Source organism: Butyricimonas muris (genome assembly GCF_046365375.1).
Lineage (GTDB): Bacteria > Bacteroidota > Bacteroidia > Bacteroidales > Marinifilaceae > Butyricimonas > Butyricimonas muris.
The window spans coordinates 430336-448203 of sequence record NZ_JBKEIT010000001.1 but is presented as its reverse complement, the minus strand read 5'-3'; the positions used below and the strand labels follow the sequence as shown (position 1 = coordinate 448203).

At 54.7% G+C, this 17868-nt stretch carries 17 protein-coding genes and 1 pseudogene; 2 read left to right on the top strand and 16 right to left on the bottom strand.

Annotated features, from left to right (window positions below; genetic code table 11):
• Position 1: 1 nt before the first annotated feature.
• On the bottom strand, positions 2–1039 hold the full coding sequence (locus tag ACK8P8_RS01935; protein ID WP_410025484.1) for a toprim domain-containing protein: 1038 nt from the start codon (positions 1037–1039) through the stop codon (positions 2–4).
• Between the two features lie 186 nt (positions 1040–1225).
• On the opposite strand from ACK8P8_RS01935, the gene ACK8P8_RS01930 reads away from it, so the two are divergent.
• Entirely contained in the window at positions 1226–2374 is a 1149-nt protein-coding gene (locus ACK8P8_RS01930; RefSeq protein ID WP_410025483.1) for an ATP-binding protein, read from the top strand.
• Positions 2375–2681: 307 nt separating this feature from the next.
• Here ACK8P8_RS01930 and ACK8P8_RS01925 read toward each other — a convergent pair whose 3' ends face one another.
• The 4 genes and pseudogenes from ACK8P8_RS01925 to ACK8P8_RS01910 form a co-directional block, all read right to left on the bottom strand.
• Positions 2682–3050 (bottom strand): DUF4405 domain-containing protein, encoded by a 369-nt coding sequence (locus ACK8P8_RS01925; RefSeq protein ID WP_410025482.1) that lies wholly within the window; start codon positions 3048–3050, stop codon positions 2682–2684.
• A pseudogene (locus ACK8P8_RS01920) lies at positions 3050–3480 on the bottom strand (NifB/NifX family molybdenum-iron cluster-binding protein); the annotation flags it as partial. The gene ACK8P8_RS01925 and the pseudogene ACK8P8_RS01920, both read right to left, overlap by 1 nt.
• A 23-nt stretch (positions 3481–3503) precedes the next feature.
• Positions 3504–4184 carry a 4Fe-4S binding protein gene (locus ACK8P8_RS01915; RefSeq protein WP_410025481.1) on the bottom strand — a complete coding sequence of 227 codons (681 nt, stop codon included), beginning with the start codon at positions 4182–4184 and terminating at the stop codon, positions 3504–3506.
• 93 nt (positions 4185–4277) lie between these two features.
• The gene (locus tag ACK8P8_RS01910) at positions 4278–5204 is read right to left on the bottom strand and encodes a hydrogen peroxide-inducible genes activator (RefSeq protein ID WP_410025480.1); all 927 of its coding nucleotides are present in this window, start codon (positions 5202–5204) and stop codon (positions 4278–4280) included.
• A gap of 99 nt (positions 5205–5303) precedes the next feature.
• Here ACK8P8_RS01910 and ACK8P8_RS01905 point away from each other — a divergent pair, with 99 nt between their 5' ends.
• Positions 5304–5501, top strand: a complete 198-nt coding sequence (locus tag ACK8P8_RS01905) for a 4Fe-4S binding protein (protein WP_410025479.1) — start codon at positions 5304–5306, stop codon at positions 5499–5501.
• A gap of 117 nt (positions 5502–5618) precedes the next feature.
• On the opposite strand, the gene ACK8P8_RS01900 is transcribed toward ACK8P8_RS01905, so the two are convergent.
• The 11 genes from ACK8P8_RS01900 to ACK8P8_RS01850 form a co-directional block, all read right to left on the bottom strand.
• Positions 5619–6992, bottom strand: coding sequence for a DnaB-like helicase C-terminal domain-containing protein (locus ACK8P8_RS01900; protein WP_410025478.1), 1374 nt, complete (start codon positions 6990–6992; stop codon positions 5619–5621).
• Positions 6989–7609, bottom strand: coding sequence for a hypothetical protein (locus tag ACK8P8_RS01895; RefSeq protein WP_410025477.1), 621 nt, complete (start codon positions 7607–7609; stop codon positions 6989–6991). Before ACK8P8_RS01895 ends, ACK8P8_RS01900 begins: the two co-directional genes overlap by 4 nt.
• Complete coding sequence (locus ACK8P8_RS01890) at positions 7593–8195, bottom strand: RNA polymerase sigma factor (RefSeq protein WP_410025476.1); 603 nt, start codon at positions 8193–8195, stop codon at positions 7593–7595. The genes ACK8P8_RS01895 and ACK8P8_RS01890 overlap by 17 nt, the downstream gene beginning before the upstream one ends.
• 86 nt (positions 8196–8281) lie before the next feature.
• Complete coding sequence (locus ACK8P8_RS01885) at positions 8282–8761, bottom strand: hypothetical protein (RefSeq protein WP_410025475.1); 480 nt, start codon at positions 8759–8761, stop codon at positions 8282–8284.
• Positions 8739–11060 carry an SMC family ATPase gene (locus tag ACK8P8_RS01880; RefSeq protein WP_410025474.1) on the bottom strand — a complete coding sequence of 774 codons (2322 nt, stop codon included), beginning with the start codon at positions 11058–11060 and terminating at the stop codon, positions 8739–8741. The genes ACK8P8_RS01885 and ACK8P8_RS01880 overlap by 23 nt, the downstream gene beginning before the upstream one ends.
• Positions 11048–12115, bottom strand: a complete 1068-nt coding sequence (locus ACK8P8_RS01875; protein ID WP_410025473.1) for a metallophosphoesterase family protein — start codon at positions 12113–12115, stop codon at positions 11048–11050. Before ACK8P8_RS01875 ends, ACK8P8_RS01880 begins: the two co-directional genes overlap by 13 nt.
• 75 nt (positions 12116–12190) lie before the next feature.
• Positions 12191–13417, bottom strand: a complete 1227-nt coding sequence (locus ACK8P8_RS01870) for a hypothetical protein (RefSeq protein WP_410025472.1) — start codon at positions 13415–13417, stop codon at positions 12191–12193.
• A 284-nt stretch (positions 13418–13701) separates the two neighbouring features.
• Positions 13702–14235 (bottom strand): hypothetical protein, encoded by a 534-nt coding sequence (locus ACK8P8_RS01865; protein ID WP_410025471.1) that lies wholly within the window; start codon positions 14233–14235, stop codon positions 13702–13704.
• A gap of 116 nt (positions 14236–14351) precedes the next feature.
• A complete protein-coding gene (locus ACK8P8_RS01860; protein ID WP_410025469.1) occupies positions 14352–16421 on the bottom strand; it encodes a hypothetical protein in 2070 nt (689 codons plus the stop codon).
• A complete protein-coding gene (locus tag ACK8P8_RS01855) occupies positions 16418–16990 on the bottom strand; it encodes a hypothetical protein (protein WP_410025468.1) in 573 nt (190 codons plus the stop codon). Before ACK8P8_RS01855 ends, ACK8P8_RS01860 begins: the two co-directional genes overlap by 4 nt.
• Positions 16980–17867, bottom strand: coding sequence for a hypothetical protein (locus ACK8P8_RS01850; protein WP_410025467.1), 888 nt, complete (start codon positions 17865–17867; stop codon positions 16980–16982). Before ACK8P8_RS01850 ends, ACK8P8_RS01855 begins: the two co-directional genes overlap by 11 nt.
• Position 17868: the final 1 nt, after the last annotated feature.

The window sequence follows — 17868 nt, the reverse complement described above, 5'->3', positions numbered from 1 at the left end:
GCTATTTCTGTTGTATCTTGGTGAGTTGATATTCGACAGGCGTTTTCAACCCGTAGGCGAAAACACGGTAAATCTCTTCCGCCGTCAGGTCTTCCCAGTCTTTCTCCGGATCGGGAATGTCCGCCACGAAGACCTCGAAATAGGCGGAGAGCTCCGAGGCGGTGTGTTTGACGGCCTCCACGGCATCGCCGTCGTAACCGATGACCACCGTGCGGACGCCTTTCGTCTGGAGTTTGTAGATTTGGGTGCGGGAGATTTTCTTCCCGAAGGTGGCGACGGCGACGATACGTCGGTTGTCGTACAGGTCTAATTTGCGGGTCAGGGCGACCACGTCGAAGATGCCTTCGGTCAGGATGACCGTGTCGGTTTCGCCCTCCACGATACCGTCGTAATGATAGAGCAGCTTCACGAAGTCGTTCTCGGTGGAGTTGCGCCAGCGCAGCATCTTGTAGCCCCCGTTGCGTGCGGCACGGCGGTTATGGAGGTCGATTTCCTCCTTGCTCCACGTATGGCGGGCCACGTAACCCACCGTGTCGCCCGCGTCGATGACGGGAAAGATCACGTAGTCGTCCCAGCGGCGGTTCAGCCGGCAGGTGGTGCCCACCGGAAAGCGGTCGTAATCGTCGTAGGTAAATCCCCGGCTTTGCAGATAAGGATGGGTAAAGGTGCGCCGCCAGTATTCCGGAAGGGATACGATGCCCAACTCGTCATCGACCTCTTCCTCCGCATCCTCCAACGGGAACAGCACATTGGGAAGCGGCTCGTCGAAAGCCACCGTTTCCGTCGGCAGCAGGTCCATCCGGCCGAGGCTTTCGAGCAACTTGCCCAAAGTCGTGGTCGAGCGTCCGCACGAGAAGCAGTGCGCCATGAAAGGTTTCTTACGGGCGGTCTCCTTACCGATATAGACCCCGAATTTTCCGTCCTTGCCGCAGAACGGACACCGCGCGATAAGGTTCTTCCCGCCGCCGTCCGTCCGTGCCCCGAGTTCCGCCCGGAGCTCGGTCACAAGCAAGTCATATTCTTTCCCTGTGATGTACATATAAAGAAATAGCCCGCCGCAGTGGCGTTGGGTTGGCAAAAGCCGTCTTTTATTTCTCTTTCGAGCGAGATTTCCTATTTCCCGACAAATTGCCGCCAAAACATTTTGCGTTTTCCGACAAAAAAACAGGTATATATTTTGCAATTATAAAATTCAATTTTATTTTTGCATAAAAATAACGACGATATGATAGAGCGCACCCAACAAGCCAAGTTACTTCAACTGGCAACAAAGTATCCTTTTGTGACTATTACCGGACCGCGACAGTCCGGCAAATCAACTTTGGCCGAACTGACCTTTCCGGATTATAAACGTGTATCACTGGAGGATTTGGATAACCGTGAGTTTGCGACCGAAGATCCGCGAGGTTTTATTGCTACCTATCCGTCTCATACGATTATTGACGAAGTTCAGCGTGTTCCTACACTGCTTTCCTATCTTCAAACGCACACGGACCAGGAACATCGGATGGGGATGTATATTCTGACCGGTTCGCAGAATACGGAACTGATGGATGCCGTTGATCAGTCTCTTGCCGGCCGAGTCGGCATTTTGACTTTGCTACCGTTCTCCCATGAAGAGATGCGCAATGCGGGCATTTTGCCCGAAACGACCAACAGTGAGATTTTCAGTGGAGCCTATCCGAGTATCTATGACCGCAGTATCGACCCGACGGACTATTATCCGAATTATATCAAGACCTATATAGAACGTGATGTCCGACAGATGAAGGCCATCGGCGATCTTTCAAAGTTCCGCAGACTCATCAAATTGTGCGCAGGACGTATCGGTCAGTTGCTCAACAAGGCTTCTTTGGCTGTCGAATGTGGTGTGACCGCTCCGACAGTCGATGCGTGGCTTTCGATTCTGGAGGAGAGCTATATCCTTTATTTCCTGCGTCCCGACTACAACAATTTCTCCAAACGTCTCGTAAAATCGCCCAAACTCTATTTCTATGATACGGGGCTGGCTTGTTCCCTTTTGGAAATAAGAAATGTATCACAACTCGATTCACATTATCTGCGAGGCGGGTTGTTTGAAAATATGGTCATCAACGAATTTCTCAAACGGGACTATAATCGGGGATTGGAACCGGCTCTCTCGTTCTGGCATGATAGCGCAGGCAATGAAGTGGATCTGATTCAAACGGAAGCTGATTGTCAGTATGCCTACGAAATCAAGTCCGGAGCGACCTTTTCCAAAGAATATTTCAAAGGGCTCAATTATTGGAGTAAACTTTCCGGGGCTGATCCTGATCGAAAAACGGTAATTTATGGAGGAGATAAGTCGATGCAGACATCAGATGGCAAGGTCGTATCATGGAAAAATATTTAGTTTCTTTCATGCGATGATAGGAACTGTGCTATCAGGTACGGAATTACTCACTAATTGAGCAATTGTACACACGTTATTGCTCAACTTATGAGCAATTTCCGTATATTTGCAGCATCTAATCAGTGCCCGTATCGGCAGGTCACGATATCTGCACTATAAAAAAGATGCAAGAAGGCTCCTTCACGGGAGCCTTCTCTGTTTATAATTTTCGCTTAATGCTTCTTTTGTTGGAGTTAAAGGAGATTGTATTTTCTGAATCGTTGGTTTATTCGTTAACTATTAAAACGGATGCCGCTATTCCGAAATGCTAAAATAAAGATAACCAAGGCACTATCGTTATCAGCAATAGCATCAATAAAAACACATAAAGTGCCATCCGTAATGTCCGGTTCGGACATCTCTTCTTAAAGAAAGCCGATACTATGTTCAGATGCAACAGAATGTGTGCGGCAAGCAGAACAAGCAAAGCTACCCCTGCCCATAAATGGACATCGCCCCAGCCATGCCTTCCCAATCCACACAAATGCGAACACCATGAATCGGCACCTTGAAATCTGACGGCATGGCGGGAAGGAATGACAACTTCCAAGATGAAACCGCTTATGCTGACCAATGCTATTGCAATCAACATGGCAAGGTCAATGGCAATATTGACCGGCATTTTGTTCTTTAACATCACTCCTTATTATTATGTTCATGGTGATGCCCATGATGACATTCATGATGTTCATGGGATGAACAACCTATACCGGAATCTGTGATTTTTCCGTTCAGATAATCGGTTACAACATGCTGGATATTCCCGGAGCAGCCTCTTACTACTTTTATGTTGTGGGAAGTAAGGACATTCAAGGCTCCTTGTCCCATATTCCCAGCCAGCATCACATTGACCCCCATCTTCTCCAATTCTCCTGCTATGTTGGACTTGCATCCGCATCCTTGGGGAGAAGGAATAATCTCGTTACTCAGGATTCGATTGTCTTGCCCTATTGTCAAGACAGTGTAATACTCGCAGTGGCCGAAGTGGTCATCGACCTCATTTTCTCTTGTCGGAATTGCAATTTTCATCATAATCTATTTTTATTTATGTTAATGTTATCTACCGTAGAGCCTACGTTATTTTTGTAAGTTAAGGCTTCATTTCAGGAACTTTCAGAGGGCATCCTTTGATGCAACGTCCGCACTTGATACAATCAGGATGGAGGAATCCGTCTCCGTCATTCCTGCTCTCGTATGGCTTTAACTGCATGGGACATACCGCAGAACAGAGTTTGCATTTTGTAGTACACTTTTCTCCTACGATGATGCGGCGGTAGCTGTCGGGAAGCCTGCCGCTACGAGGCGACACCCACGCTGACAGCGTTCCCATCGGACAAAACGAGCACCATGTTCTCGGAGCATATATAAATGAAAGAGCCACGCCAACAATCGTGGTAACCAGTATAATCGTCCAAAATACCCGTCCCATATCATTCCAGTCGCCCCAAGCACGGTACATCTGTATGCCGAACATGGTGAAGATAAATATCACCATGAAAATACGGAATCCTTTGGTGCGTACAAATGCCGGAATCGGTTTGTGCGGCGAGTATTTCGCCAATACCCGGTCGTAAAAATTTCCACGGGGGCAGGCATTCCCACACCACCATCGCCCTTTGCGCACGGCAAACGCGACCGGTGCTATCATACAGATAACAGCAAGGAAACCGATTACCGGATAAAAGTAACCGACAACAAGATACACCAATAGTATCCAATATAGTGGAAATCCCCTTTGAGGAAGAGAACGAAAAAATTGTTTATGTGCCATGTGTTTTCTAACTCATTGTTTCAGGGAACAAAGTTACGCAATTACCCACATCGGCACAAGCTATAAAACAGATACCTTAATCGATTTTATCAATCAAAGTGTGATTGAGAATTTTTTAAGCCTCTTATTGATCATGGCAGGAGGAATAACTGTCCTGATAGCATCGGCAAGGATATTAAGCAGGCGTTCACGCACGAAATTACGATGTACCACAAAGGCAATCTCACGGTTCGGTTCGGGATTGGTAAGAACACGGACATTGGCTTGCTGGCATTTCCTAAGAAGCGGTACATGAAGTTCCGGAATGATGGCATATCCTCCGTTCTCGTCAACAATCTTTATCAGTGTCTCCACACTGCCTGCTTCATAAACGGCTTGGCGCCCTGCCTTGTAGTTGCAAAAGGGAAAAACACCGCGATTGGGGCAATAGCCCTCACGAAGCACCCATACGCTTTCCACAGGAAGCCGGCCTGTCTGCAAATCAGCGGCATTATAAATTGGCTCGTTCGGAGACACGTATGCCATGAGACGCTCTTGATAGACCGGTATTTCCAACAATTCGTCGTTATTAAGCGGTGTCGCCAAAAGCGCGATATCAAGTTCTCCGCGTTCAAGTTGTGAAACAAGGGTTGATACCCGTGCTTCCTCTACATGCAATTCTATGTCCGGATGATTGGCAGACAGGTATTTGAGCATTTTCGGCAATAAATACGGAGCGACCGTAGAAGTAATGCCGAGCGACACTTTCCCGACAGATTCTCCTTTTCGTGTAGCCACCAGCTCTTTAACCTGTGCTGCATTGAACAACAGCAGCTTTGCACGGCTGATAATTTCTTCGCCGACAGCGGTCGGCTTCACCGGATGGCTGTTACGGTCAAATATGGTTACATCAAGCTCATTCTCCAATTTTTGAACAAGCGATGACAAGGTTGACTGTGAGATGCCGCATGATTCCGCGGCTTTTGCAAAATGGCGGTATTTGTCAACCGCCACGATATATTCCATTTGCTGAAGTGTCATATAAGTCGGATTACGTTCGATAATTTCGATGCAAAATTAGATAAAATCTATTTTGTGGAACAGAATTATTGGACTAATTTTGCAAAAAAATAAACGGCTATGATACAAGTAAACAAGAAAATCTGCCCTCACGACCATATTTGTCCGCTGATTAAAGCATGTCCGGTCGGAGCAATTTCACAAGATTCCGAAGGTTTTCCGGTGATAGATTACAACCTTTGCATCGAGTGTGGTAAATGCGTGAGAAAATGCCCGATGAAGGCGATGAAACAAATAGAGAGCGAACAAAAAATATAAATTCTATGAATATCGCATTACCTGATCGAGTTCGCTTCCGGCAATACGATACCGCTTTGGCATTTCGGATTCAATTATTAGATGACAAAAGGCTCCCTAATCGGAGCCTTTATCATTTTAGATGTCTTCCATCTGCTGCAACGCCATCGACCGCTGCGGATCATAGAACACCTCGTTGTCGTAGTCAGTGGCGATTTTGATGGTGTCGCCCTTCCGGAAGAACCGGCTCTTGGCCACATGCAGGCGCATCAGGCACTCTTTCCGCTCGGCAGACGACTGGTTGAGCGATATAAGGTGCGTACAAGGACGCGCCAGCCCCTTCGCCTCCGAACAGTTGTATTCGGTCAGCACGTTCCGCTCGTTGTTGAGCCAGTCCCGGTCCTCGATGGTGCTCTGGTAGGTCACTACCATCCACACGTTCTCGTCCGCCGCCAGGTCTTTGAGATCGTTCGCCACGGCGATGCGCTTGGAACGTTCGTGCTCGGCTCCCCACTGGCGGCGCGTGGCGTCGGTGAGCAGGTCCATCGAGTCCACGATGACCACATCGGGCGAGTAGCCGTTGATTTTGCGGTATTCGGCAATGCCGTTCTTGATGTCCATCGTCGAGATGCGGGCTGCGAAACGCGGGAACGAACGCACCGTGATACTGCCGGCGTAGCTCATCACCAGCTCCTCGAAGTGCTTGAACTCCCGGTCGGAAATCTTCCCTTGCTCGAAGTAGTAGGCATTGCGGGAAATCATTCCGCCCGAATAGGCGTCCAACGCCTCCTGCTCGGAGCCTTCCAACTGGTAATGCAGCACGTGCAGCCCGTCGTCGATGTCGGCACGGATGCCGATGTGCTTGGCCAGATGGGATTTGCCCACACCCGTCGATGCCAGAAAACAGGTCAGTTGCCCCCGAAGGTTCCGGCCGCCGTTCAGAGCGTCGAGATACGGGATGTAGAAGCGGCACACCTGCGGCAGTCGGTTTTCGCGGCTCTCGGCTTCGCGGCGGCGGTTGTGCTCGAAGCGCTCCCGGAAGGTTTTCGCCACGTCCACGAATGCCGTGGTACGGAGCGTGAACGATGAGAGCCATCCGGCATATTCGGCGAGCAGCGCCTCGGCCTTGTCCTGACGGTTCTGGTTGTAGAGCTTGCCGACCTCGGTATAGACTTTCTGCAACCGCACGCCCTTGATGTAACCTTCGAGCAAGTCGGTAAGGGATTCCGTGTTGGTGTTCTCCTCCTCGTACTCGCGGAAGGTCTCCAACAACTCGATGGCGTCGTAGTCGCCCTGGAATGTCTGCGAGAGCGTGGCATACGTCGGCGGGGATTTGTAGGTGCGGTAGTGGTTGGCGATGACCTCCTGAATTTTCTGGAAGCTGCGGTCCGGCAGGTATTCCGTGCGCATGTTCTCTGCCACCACGCCACACAAGGTGTCGTAGCGCAGGGCAGCGGCATAGAGCTCGTAGAGAAACTCCGCCGATAAAGGATTGACAGGTGCGTTTTTCATGGGTGGCTCCTCCTTTCAGCTTCTTCACGGCGCAAGCGGTAGAGTTCCGGATAACGGGCGGCGGTACGCTTGCGGCAGAGCTCGGCACGGGAGCATGTCCGGCAAGCGTCCGAGAACGGATTCCACAGCAAGGTCGAAATACCGCAGACGTAATAGCCCACAGGCGTGTTCACCGCCCGTTGTTTGGTCGCCTCCTCGTATGCCGGATCGAGGAACTGCCACAAGGGATGTTCCCGCCGGTCTTTGAGCAGCAGCGGCAAGGCGGTGCGGTTGAGTCCGGCCTGCTGAAGCCATCGGTCCTCGTGGTAACGGCGTACCGGTGTGGTGGCGGCAAAACGCTCCCGAGCTTTGGGTCCGAAGGAGTGCGACGGCATCCATCGGCACGACAAGTAATTCCCGTCAAACCGGCTGATGGCATGCACCTGACAGATGCAGAAGTCCGCGATACGCTCGTCGGAGAGCTCCCCGCCGCTGTGGATACGCAGGAGCTCCAAACAGGCCGCCACCATCCGCCGTCCCGACTCTCCGCCGGGAAAGCGGAACGAAGCGTCGATGAGCCGGCGCACGAGCGTCTCGAACAGCGATACCGTCACACGGGTTTTATCGTTTCTCTCCATCGGGCGTAATGAGTTTGCGCATCTGCTGTTTCGCCAGGAAAATCCGGCTTTTCATCGTGTCGAGGCTACGGCTTTTCATGTTGCCGTTGCGGTATGAAATCTCGACGATCTCTTCCAACTTGTATCCCGCCTGTTGAAGCAGCAGGGCCTCCCGGTAGATGGGTTTGAGCGAGTCGAGGGCATTCAGAATGTCATCGTTGTAAAACTCCCGGTAGTTCTCCATACCCATAGCGTTGCCGTGCGTGTCGTCTTCATCGGTCAGCGACGAGGCCAGCGAATAGACGTCCACGTTTTCCGAAACGGGCAGGCGGCCGTGACGGCGGTTCTGCTCCATGACGAACCGTTTGGTCACGATGTGTATCCAGTTGAGAATGCTCCGCTGGGGATCGTATGTGGTGATGTACTTGAAAAAGTTCACTAATGCCTCGCTGTAATTGTCTGCAATGTTCTCCTGCAAGTAGGTGTAACGGATGCAGAGCCGGTACACCAGATTTTTGTTGGGCAGGATGTAGCGGTTGAACAGCTCAGTACGCAGTTCGATATTTTTTAACTCCTCTTCCGGGAGTGGCTTTTCCTGTTGCTCCATAGGCCGACGGATTGATGGTTCAATCTGAATCTCAATCTGTCAGCAACTCTATGTGCGTCAATTCTATAAATGTTTGTCATAACTTCTTAAATACGATATTTGCGGATATAGTAATGATAAAGGTGGCAGGCGTCGGCGGCGTTGTCGTCGGGTGCATCGTAGCGGTATTTCTCGCGGCAGGCGCGAATCATCTGCTCCTTGGTCGCCCGCCCGTCTCCGGTGGCGAATTTCTTCAGCGTGGCCGGGTTCACGAATTCGGGCTCCGGCAGGTCGAGTTCATCGCAGACCTCCAGCAGGATACCCCGCAGCTCTGCAAGGCGGCGCATGTCGTAGAAGTGGCGGTTCACTGCCACATCCTCGGCCACGATCCAACGGATACCGTAACGGCGGATAAAGGCCATGAGCATGACGCGGAACGCGCCGTGCATCTTGTTGCCGTTGCGGCGTTTCGACTCCGTGAAGTTCCACGTCCCGCTCTCATGCTGGCTGTAATAGCCGGTCTTGGTCGCCACATCCAACGCCAAAACCTGTTCGCGGCCGACATTATCCGATACGCGATTCTCCATGCTCTTTGACGATTACCAGTTTATTGGGATAACCCTCCGCGACATTCCCGTGCGATACGACGAGCACGGTCCCGCCGAGGGCGTTCAACGCCTCGAACATGGACGCCAGTCCCGCTTCGTCCACCGCCTCCAGTATCTCGTCGAGAACGAGCAGGTCCAGCCCCTTTTCGTCGTCGCAGTTGGCGTTGACGAGCTTTTGCATGGCAAGGATTGTCGCCAGATTCACGCGGGCGGCTTCGCCTGCCGAGAACTTGCCGAACGAACCGCAGTCCACGCCGTCACGCAGCAATGAAATGGAGATTTTCTCGCGCACCTTGCCGCTTTTGAGCACCGTGTAACCGTCGAAACGGATGCGGATGTCGCTGCCGATACCGACGAGGAACTCGTTGGTGATGTGGCTCAATGCCTCGATTTTCGTGTTGGCCAAGTAGGTCTTGAACTGCACGAAACGTTCCCGCTGTACTTCCAATGCCCGCACTTTGTCGTCCACGTCGAACTTGCGTCGGGCGGTCTCCATCGAGCGTTGTTTTTCCTGTTTCAGCGTAGCGCGAAGCGACTGGGTCAGGTCGGTCGCGGCGGCTTCGTTTACCTCACGGATGGTCTCTTTCAGGGTGTCCACGGCACACTCCGCCGAACGGATGTCCTCCTCGGCTTTACGTTTCTCCCGACCGAGTGCGGCACCCCGCTCGTCGATGAAGCCGAACACTTCGTCGAATACCTTGCGGCGGATACCGTCGATCTCCTCCTGCATGGCGGCAATCCCGGCTTGGGTGCGCTTACGGTTATGCTCCGCATCCTCGACGCTGCTCGTGGCACCGCGCACCGCACGCTCGTGTTCCGACAGCTTCTGTTCCCAATCCCGATGCTCGTTCTCCATGTCGCGGCGTTCGGTGCGGATACGGTTCTGCTGCATCTCTACCTCTTCGGTGCGTTTCTCCCCGGCTTCTATGCGACCATTCACCTCGGAGAGTTGCTGTTGGCGAAGACGCAGTTCCTTCGTTCCCGCCTCGATGTCGAATCCGGGATGAGCCACCAGGAACTCGTGCCCGCAGGCGGGACAGGTAATCGAACCCGCCAGTTTGTTGGACAGCTCGTCGATACCTGCCGAGACGGTACGGCGCTTGCGGCGCAGCTCGTCCAGACGTCCGGCAAGGTCGCGCAACCGGCTGTCTATCTCCTGCAACCGCAACTGATAGCCTGCCGTCTGTTCCTCGTACTGCGAGCAGAAACCGGCGTAATCCTTTTTGAACTGTTCCCATGCCGCACGTTTCTCCGCCAGCGTCCTTTCGGCGTGTTTGACCGCAGCATCGAGGTTGGCAAGAGAGGCACGGGCGATTTCCATATCCTCCTTTTTGAGCCGGAGGGTACGGTCCCAGTCCGTGCGCCGTGTGTTCGTGAAGAGCGGCATAAACGCTTCGATGGCTTTCAGGCACTCTTCCAACGAGGTGTCCGAGGATTCCAGCTCCTGCAACGCTTCGTCCGCCTGCCGGACTTTCTCCATCGTCCCGTCGGTTTCGTCCGCCGACGCTTTCCGGACACGTATCTGTTCCCGCTTAGAGGCGATGGACGCTTCGAGCTCCGCAATGCGGGTCGCACGGGTGCGCCCGCGCTCTTCGCCCGCTACCGTCTCGCGGTCGATCTGCTCCTGCAACATCTCGATACGACCGTCGATGCCTGCCAGTTCGAGGTTTATCCGCTGCTGCTCGCTTCCGAGCGGTTCGATGTCCTCCTCGACACGGGCGATGGCTTCGTCCACGAGAATGCCGTTCGAGAAGCGGTTGATAATCTCCTTTTTCTCCTTGTCGGAAGACGAAAGGAAGTCCTCGTAACGGTATTTCGAGAGGATAAAGTTGTTCAGCAGCTCATCCCGCGTGACACCTAACTTGTCGAGGATGTAGCGGTTATAGGCATCGACCGAGGGCTGCACGGCCTCGTCCGTCTCCACGTTCTTGCCGCCTCGCCGGAGCGTGCAGGCAACCGTCGATGTCCCTTTGCGGGGAATGCAGCGTGAAACGACAAGTTCCTCATTGGAAGCGTCGTTTGCCAGATGCAGGTCGATACGGCACTCCTCGGCAGCATCGTTGATAATCTCCTCGGAGCGTATCTTACGCAGCGGACTGCCCGTGATGCCGATGGCGATGCACTCCAAAAGGGCGGATTTCCCGGCACCGTTCGACTGCTGGGAGTCGTTGTCACGGTTATCGCCGAATATCAGGGTCGTAACACCTTGCTGCAAGGTGTACGACAGGCGGCGGAAAGCGCACAGGTTTTCCGCCTCTATGGTCTTCAGTTTCCACATGGTCTGTTCTCGATTTTAGATAAGTATTCCAGTCCGACAGTCACCTCGTCGATCTGCTTCTCGCGGCAGAACTCCTCGTAAGTCTCGCGGATGCGGCGGCTGTCGAATTTCTCGAAGAGCGACGAGGACGAGGCTTCGAGCATCTCTTCATCGTCGGCTATAAGCTCTACCTTGGTGGCACCGGCTTCCAAAAGCGCGGCCTTATTCACCGATTTCATGGCCGCCTGCGGGGCATGGACCCGCACCTTGACCTTGTAACGGCCGTCGGCATCGATCTCCCTGAGCTCGTCCATGAGGTGCAGGCCCGTCCGCTCGGCCGACACGTCTAATACCTTGTAGCGCGTGTTCACCTTGTTCTTGATGAACTCGTGCGTGCCGTCGGTGTAGATGACCGTGTAGCCTTTTTCTTCATCTTCGCCGAAGTTGTGCTGACGGCTTGACCCTATATATTCGATTTTGGTTTTCGGGATGATGCACCGGTTGTGGTAGTGCCCGACGAACACTTTGTCGAAAGCCTCGAAAAGGTGTACGGGCAGTTCGTTGTCGGACGGCTGGGACAGTGCCCCGTTGATGCCTTCATGGATGTACAGGTAGTTCAACCGTTCGGGGTCGAGACGCACCCGCTCTAATTTCTCCGGAAAGCTGCCGTTCTCCGGAAAGTAAGCGACCATGTGCAGAATGAACCGCTGCCCGTCGGGACAGGGCAAGGCGATGTAGTCGTCCGCGACCAGCACGTTGTCGTGTTGGTCGAAGATGTGACAATAACCGCGCGGCGATTCCTGGTTTACCTTGTCGTGGTTGCCGTTGATCATCGTGACGCGCATACCGTACTCGGCAGCCAGCAGCAGGGCGTCGTGCACGGCCAGCAGCACGTCGAGGGTCTGGGCGGCACGGCTCAGAAAGAGGTCGCCGCCGAGGGCAATCTCCCGGATGTCCATCTTCCGGCAGATGTCAAGGGCCTCCCGCCAGTTGGCCGTAAATTCGGGTATGTTATCTTTGGATACGTGTATGTCGTTCAGTAACAACAGACACGGATAGTTCTTTTCCTTTGGCATAAGCATGTGATGTAGGAAAGGGAAGCGCAGCACAAGGCTGCTCCTTCCCTGAAATGAATAACGCTACGTGTCTGTTTACCTGCGACGGCGACGGGGTTCCTCCTCGGCCGGCGGTTCGGGTGCTTCCTCCTCTTCGGAAGGGACGGGACCCTGCATCGCCTCCTCGATCATATCCAGCAGGTCTTTGTTCGAGGTCGAACGGGTCACGCGGATCTGAAGACCTTCCTGCTCGATGTAGGCGCGGATAAGGCCGCGAAGTTCCTGCCCCTGCTCGGTGCGGTCGCCCAATCCTTGCTCCTGCAAGCTGTCGAACCGCTCGAACAGGTCGTCGAGGGTGGCGGCTCCGGCCGCCGGGTTGTCCTTGTTGTCTTTCGTGCGTTTGTCGAACGAGAAGGAGCTGGTATCCTCTTTCGGGAGGGCGGCCATGATGGTTTCGACGGCTTCCTTCATCTCGTCCGTCTCCATGACGGCCATGCCGTAACGGGCATCGCACTGCTTGAGGTACTCGACGGTCGCCTCGGCCTGATAGCGCGAGTAGCGGTAGATGATGTCGGGAATGCGGGGTGCGGAGAGCAAGGCCGAAAGTTCCTCCTTCGAGAGTACGTCGGTGTCGCTTTCGTTGTCGATGCTCACGAGGTATTCGGTCTTGCCGCCGTTCTTTTTCTTCTCGATTTCTACCGGATAGGCATCGTGTACCGAGCACACGGGACAGGGATGGTTGGGGTTCTTGGCCAGTTTCTTCTGCCAGAGTTTGAATTTCCGTTCGTCGAGGTCTTTGAACTGGCTGTGCGAGAGCGTGAGAAGCTGGAGCCCTTTGGCCCGTTCGTCAAGGTCGAGGACGTAGAGCGCGTGGCCGTAGCTGTATTTGAGGCCGCCGCCGAAGCTGCCGCCCCCGATTTTCTCGGCCAGTTTGTCGTCTCCCTGTGCCTTGGCTTCCGCCACGGCGGCCTTGCGGTAGATGTCGATCAGGTCCAGCGGATAACCGGCGTCGGTAGCTCGCGGGACGGTCACGTACAGGTACGAGGCTTTGCCGCCCGTGGAAGGTTTCTCCAATTCGAGCAGCAGTTGATGGACGGGGAATTCGTAACCCGGACGGGCAAGTACGCCGTCGGTGGTCGGCGCGATGGGCAGCACGCGCAGGCGGTACACGCCCAACTTGTCCATGCGGAAGAACTCGGTGCGGGCGAACGCCTTGTTCTCTTCCTGCGCCCGCTGTTGCGCCTGGGCATAGGTCTCCTGCGAGGCAAGGAATAAGTCCTCCACGGAAACCGGATTCTCTCTTTCAAGATTTTCGTCTTGCATAGTTTGAAAGTGATAAAATTACTAATGCCGAAGAATCTAAAAGACGACGAGGGACGGGTTCGGATGCACCGCCGCTCTTCAATTTAGAAACTGGATGGAAAGCCGGCCGGTTCCGGTCCGTTTATCACTTTCCCTATGCGCCGCCCGAACGGGCGGATTCAACTCAAGTGTTTACAAAAATAGCCTCCTTTCACGAGCGGGCAAAATAAACGGTTGAATGTTTGCTGAAAAAGTGGATAACCCGCTGTTTTCAAACGGTTTATTATGCCCTGCAAATAATCGTTTCAGGTTTTCCCCGTCGTAGTGTTCTGCCACGGAAGGCGCAGGCGCTCCGCCGGATAGAGGCTCGACGTGTCCACCTTCGAGGCATCCTCGACCATCCGGCGGCGGATGGCGGAAATAAGTTTCCGGTTCCGGCAGATGAATTTCTCCAATTTGTGCCGCCGCATCTCGTCGTAGAAGGGTTTCTTCGCAGGGGTCATCACGGTAGCGCGGCGGCAATAGAGGCCGTTCCGTTCGTAGAGCTCCATGTAACGCCGGAACTTGGGCTTGCGCAGGGACGGGTCTTTCGAGGCCGAGCAGACGATACGGATCAGCGGCAAGGGCGGAGCGCGGTGCCTGCCCGCCGGCAACGACTGCATGATGAGCTGGAACACTTCGGGGACTTCGTATTTGAGGAAGAATCCCAATTTGGTCTCCTCGAAAAGGTAACGTTTATACGTTCCCTTCGGTCTTCCTGACTTTCCGGGACGTTTTGCGGGGTTCTGCTCCGCTTTGCGGGTGATCCTCGCGCCCCGGTGTTTCTTCGCTTGTGCCATGTGTTTCGGGTTTTACAGGTTCGACAGATGCCTGGGCGACGCTGTGCGTGCGGCGGCGTTTCTCGCTGATGGCGGCGCGGCTGTTCAGGTCGCGCTGGATGTTGAGCTTTTTCATGTTACGTCATGTATGAAAAGTGAATATTGATTTCCGTGCTGTACATGCCCCGTTCGTAGATACGGACGTAGCGGCTTCCGGCATCGATGGTGAAGGACGAGCCCCGGTTGTATTTGTGGTCGTCGTTCCAGTGTGCCATCGTGGTGCGCAAGCCGTATTTGGGCGGCTCGACCTTGTTGGGAATGACGGCGATGATGCCGCCCTCGTTGCTGCCGTCACGCCGGGCGGTGTTGATACGCCCCTGTATGCAGACGATGCTGCCGATCTGGCGCACGAACAGTTTGCTGGTATCGGTTCCCGAACCGCTGTTCGACATCTGGAGCCAGCCGGTATCGAGCAGCTTGGGCTGGTAGTCGGCGGCGTATGCAGCCCCGATATTTTTGCAGACCAGCTTACGGGCATCGTCATCGGGTAATGCGAGGTCCGACAATTTCTTATCCCGCCGCACGTAGTTGTCCGCAAGGTCTTTGCTGCCGGCGGCGGCCAACCTCTCCCGAAGCATCTGCTGGGCTTGGGCCGAACTTTTTCCTTGACGGACCAAAAAGGTGATGTAGTCCTGGAACAATTCTGCAAGACGGCCGAAACGGCTGTCCGCATCTTTCTTGGAATAGACACCCAGATTTCCGGCGGCGGTCTGCCGCTCACCCTCATCCAGACCGTCAAGCAGGCGGTCGGCTTTTTTCCGGAGTTCGGCGGCGACCTGCGTCGTGGTAACGTATCCCTCGCTCTGGGGCGTGTCCTCCCCGGCGAAGCTGCCGCTGGCGATGGCGTTCAGTTTGTCGTAGAGTTCTTGGGTGAAATCTTTGGTCGATAGCCCCTTGCCCTCGACGGCATCCACTTTTTTGTTCAGTCCGTCGGTCAGGGCCTGCTGCGTGGCGTAGGTCTTGGCGATGGAGATGCCGTTTACCTGCAAATCGCCCTGCACATCGACGAAGTTTTTCGGGACGAGCAGAATGCCGCCTGCCGTGTTGGTGATGGAAAAATGAGGGTGTTTGTCTTCGGTATAGCCCACAATGGCGGCTTCCGCTCCCGACTGGTCGCACCAGCGTATGGTACCGCCGAATGCGGCATCCGTCAGGACGTGGTCTGCGTCCGAGAGCGTGATGCCATGCGCCGAATCGACGGCCAGCACGGCATGTACCGCCACCCGTTTGTCGGCACCGCATACCTGCAACAGCGGCAGCGTGCACCGTTTGCCGTCGTACACCTCGAAGTTCCGGAAGTAGGCCGTGCCCTCCTCGTAGCCGTCGTAGTTGATACGGACGGTTCCCTTGTCACTACGCTCGGCGATGTTTTTCAGTTGGTTCCCCGTGAAGAACAGCGAACCGGCACGCACCGTGTCACTGCGCAGGTCGGACAAGGTGCAGAGCCGCTCCGTGAAGGTAGCGGCGACAACGCCTTTGCTTTCGATGGTAACGCTGCCTTTAAGCAAGTCGAATACGACAGCGGCGACAGGAGCTGCATTCGTGCCGGCTTCGAGACGGGCGACGGAGGCTTCGGAAAAGTAACCCCGCAGAATCTTTTTGCTGCCTGTCGGGGAAACCAGCAGCGAATGTTTGCTCTCGATGCCTTTTTCGACGGTCAGGGTGCCGGTCAGCAGGAGGTCTTTGCGGACGGTCTGCCTGGCGAAGGGGCTGTCGGTCATCAGGGCGTAGCGGCCGAAGAATTTATCCGCCAACCGGGGTGCATAGTCGGCCGTCACCTCGATGTACTGCGGCAAGGCTCCCGTAACGGAATCGACCGTGTCGGGCACGGAGCGGCCGCCCGAAGCCAGGTAGCAGGCTCGGCCGCGTTTATTGACTTCGTTGGCGTAAGTGACCGACTCGTTGCTGTTTTTCTCGTAGATGTAGTACGGATACGAAGCGTCGGCACACCCCTCGAAACGGCGGATTTTACCGCCCAACCAGACGTATCCGGGGGTAATGACGGCGCCTTGGCACTGGCAGCCGGAGATGATGAAGTTGGAACAACCGTCTAATAGGCTGCCGATGGCCAGCACCATGTCCTGTAAGTTGATGATATCGTCGGCGTAGGTGTAACGGCCGCCGGGTTCCGCGATGAATTCTTTCATGATTTCGTTTTATTGGGTTTGAGCTCTTCGCCGTCTATTTTGATCAGATAGGTCTTGCCTGCCGTGCGGTAGGTATTCACCGCGTAGGAAAGCATGTAAACGAACTCCTGCGTGGGGATGGTGATGGACGGTACGCATACCATGAAGCTGACTTTCGCAATGGCTTTCTCTTCGGCGAACAGATGGAATGGCCGGGGATTTTCATCGTCGCTATCCGTCGTGACCTGCTCGCCCTCGTACCATACCGTGAACGGCCTGCCGACCGTCGCGCCCTCGTGGTAGAGGTCCACGCCGAGCGGTGTGCTGTCCGTGATGTGGATGACATCGGATGCGTCGCGGAAGTAACGGCGGAACCGGTAGTTCAGCCACCACTCGAACCACATCACCTGCGAGGTCATGCGCGCCTCGATCTGCCGCTCCCGTGCCCATGCGCAGAAACGGTCGTTCAGGCTTTGCAGCGGCCACACGAGGCTCTGCAACAGCAGGATGTAACGCCGCCCCGACAAATAGTGCGGGGTCAGGCGGTTGATGAGCCTGTCGGTCGGCAGCCGGTATCTGTTATTGTCCATCGACGCTGAGTTTTAAGGCTTGTCGGAAATTGGGTATCTGCTCTTCGTCGCCCTTCCCGGAGGACTGGCGCAGGTATCCGGAGGCGGTATGCCGCATCCGGACGATTCGTTCCATTGGCATCAGGGTTCCTTCGCTGTTGTGGCAGGCTAAAAAGACACCCTGCCGGGGCGTGGCCTCTTCGTCGATCCACACGTCGGTCACATGCTCGGCCGAGCGGATGGCTTCCATGACCTTGGAGACATAGACGACGGCATTGAACTCGATGTTCATCATGTACTCCTTCAGCTTCTCTTCGATGTTGTCGAACACCTCCGCCTCGGAGATGGCGCCGTCCCAGAAGACGGAGAGCCGGGGCACTAAGAGGTCGCCCGGCAGGGAGGTAACCTCGACACGGGTGCCGGCGAACTTGATTTTGGCGAGATAGGCGCGAATTTGTACCAATTCCTCTTCCTCTACGGCAGACAGGTTGCCCTTGTCCCCTGTGGCGACTTTCAGGACCAGCTTGCTGTCGAGGTTCACGTCGTCGCTGCTCTCGTCATACGACACTTGCGTGATGATACGCTTGCTTTCGTCCACGGAGGCGTACCCGAAAGCCAGACCGTCTTCGCGGACGGTCAGTTCGTCGCCTTTCTGGTACTGGAGCAAGGCACGGGCGTAGTAGTCCGGAGTGCCGTTGATACGCCGGTTGATGGTTTCGGAGATGTCGTAGGCGAAGACGTCGAGCAGGGTCTCGAAGCTGTGGATGACGGCGGCAACCGTCCATGTGATACCGTTCAGGATGGAGAGCTTCGAGTCGCTGGAAAACTCGTTCAGCTCCATGCGCCTGTTGCGCTCCCGGACGGCTTCATCGTATATTTCTTTCAGGGTTCGGCTCATG

Coding starts and splice junctions, on each gene's coding strand:
- ACK8P8_RS01855 (WP_410025468.1), bottom strand. CDS start 16,990: ATGGACAATAACAGATACCGGCTGCCGACCGACAGGCTCATCAACCGC.
- ACK8P8_RS01895 (WP_410025477.1), bottom strand. CDS start 7,609: ATGGAGAGAAACGATAAAACCCGTGTGACGGTATCGCTGTTCGAGACG.
- ACK8P8_RS01915 (WP_410025481.1), bottom strand. CDS start 4,184: ATGGCACATAAACAATTTTTTCGTTCTCTTCCTCAAAGGGGATTTCCA.
- ACK8P8_RS01935 (WP_410025484.1), bottom strand. CDS start 1,039: ATGTACATCACAGGGAAAGAATATGACTTGCTTGTGACCGAGCTCCGG.
- ACK8P8_RS01860 (WP_410025469.1), bottom strand. CDS start 16,421: ATGAAAGAATTCATCGCGGAACCCGGCGGCCGTTACACCTACGCCGAC.
- ACK8P8_RS01930 (WP_410025483.1), top strand. CDS start 1,226: ATGATAGAGCGCACCCAACAAGCCAAGTTACTTCAACTGGCAACAAAG.
- ACK8P8_RS01905 (WP_410025479.1), top strand. CDS start 5,304: ATGATACAAGTAAACAAGAAAATCTGCCCTCACGACCATATTTGTCCG.
- ACK8P8_RS01875 (WP_410025473.1), bottom strand. CDS start 12,115: ATGCCAAAGGAAAAGAACTATCCGTGTCTGTTGTTACTGAACGACATA.
- ACK8P8_RS01885 (WP_410025475.1), bottom strand. CDS start 8,761: ATGGAGAATCGCGTATCGGATAATGTCGGCCGCGAACAGGTTTTGGCG.
- ACK8P8_RS01865 (WP_410025471.1), bottom strand. CDS start 14,235: ATGGCACAAGCGAAGAAACACCGGGGCGCGAGGATCACCCGCAAAGCG.
- ACK8P8_RS01870 (WP_410025472.1), bottom strand. CDS start 13,417: ATGCAAGACGAAAATCTTGAAAGAGAGAATCCGGTTTCCGTGGAGGAC.
- ACK8P8_RS01850 (WP_410025467.1), bottom strand. CDS start 17,867: ATGAGCCGAACCCTGAAAGAAATATACGATGAAGCCGTCCGGGAGCGC.
- ACK8P8_RS01900 (WP_410025478.1), bottom strand. CDS start 6,992: ATGAAAAACGCACCTGTCAATCCTTTATCGGCGGAGTTTCTCTACGAG.
- ACK8P8_RS01890 (WP_410025476.1), bottom strand. CDS start 8,195: ATGGAGCAACAGGAAAAGCCACTCCCGGAAGAGGAGTTAAAAAATATC.
- ACK8P8_RS01910 (WP_410025480.1), bottom strand. CDS start 5,204: ATGACACTTCAGCAAATGGAATATATCGTGGCGGTTGACAAATACCGC.
- ACK8P8_RS01880 (WP_410025474.1), bottom strand. CDS start 11,060: ATGTGGAAACTGAAGACCATAGAGGCGGAAAACCTGTGCGCTTTCCGC.
- ACK8P8_RS01925 (WP_410025482.1), bottom strand. CDS start 3,050: ATGTTAAAGAACAAAATGCCGGTCAATATTGCCATTGACCTTGCCATG.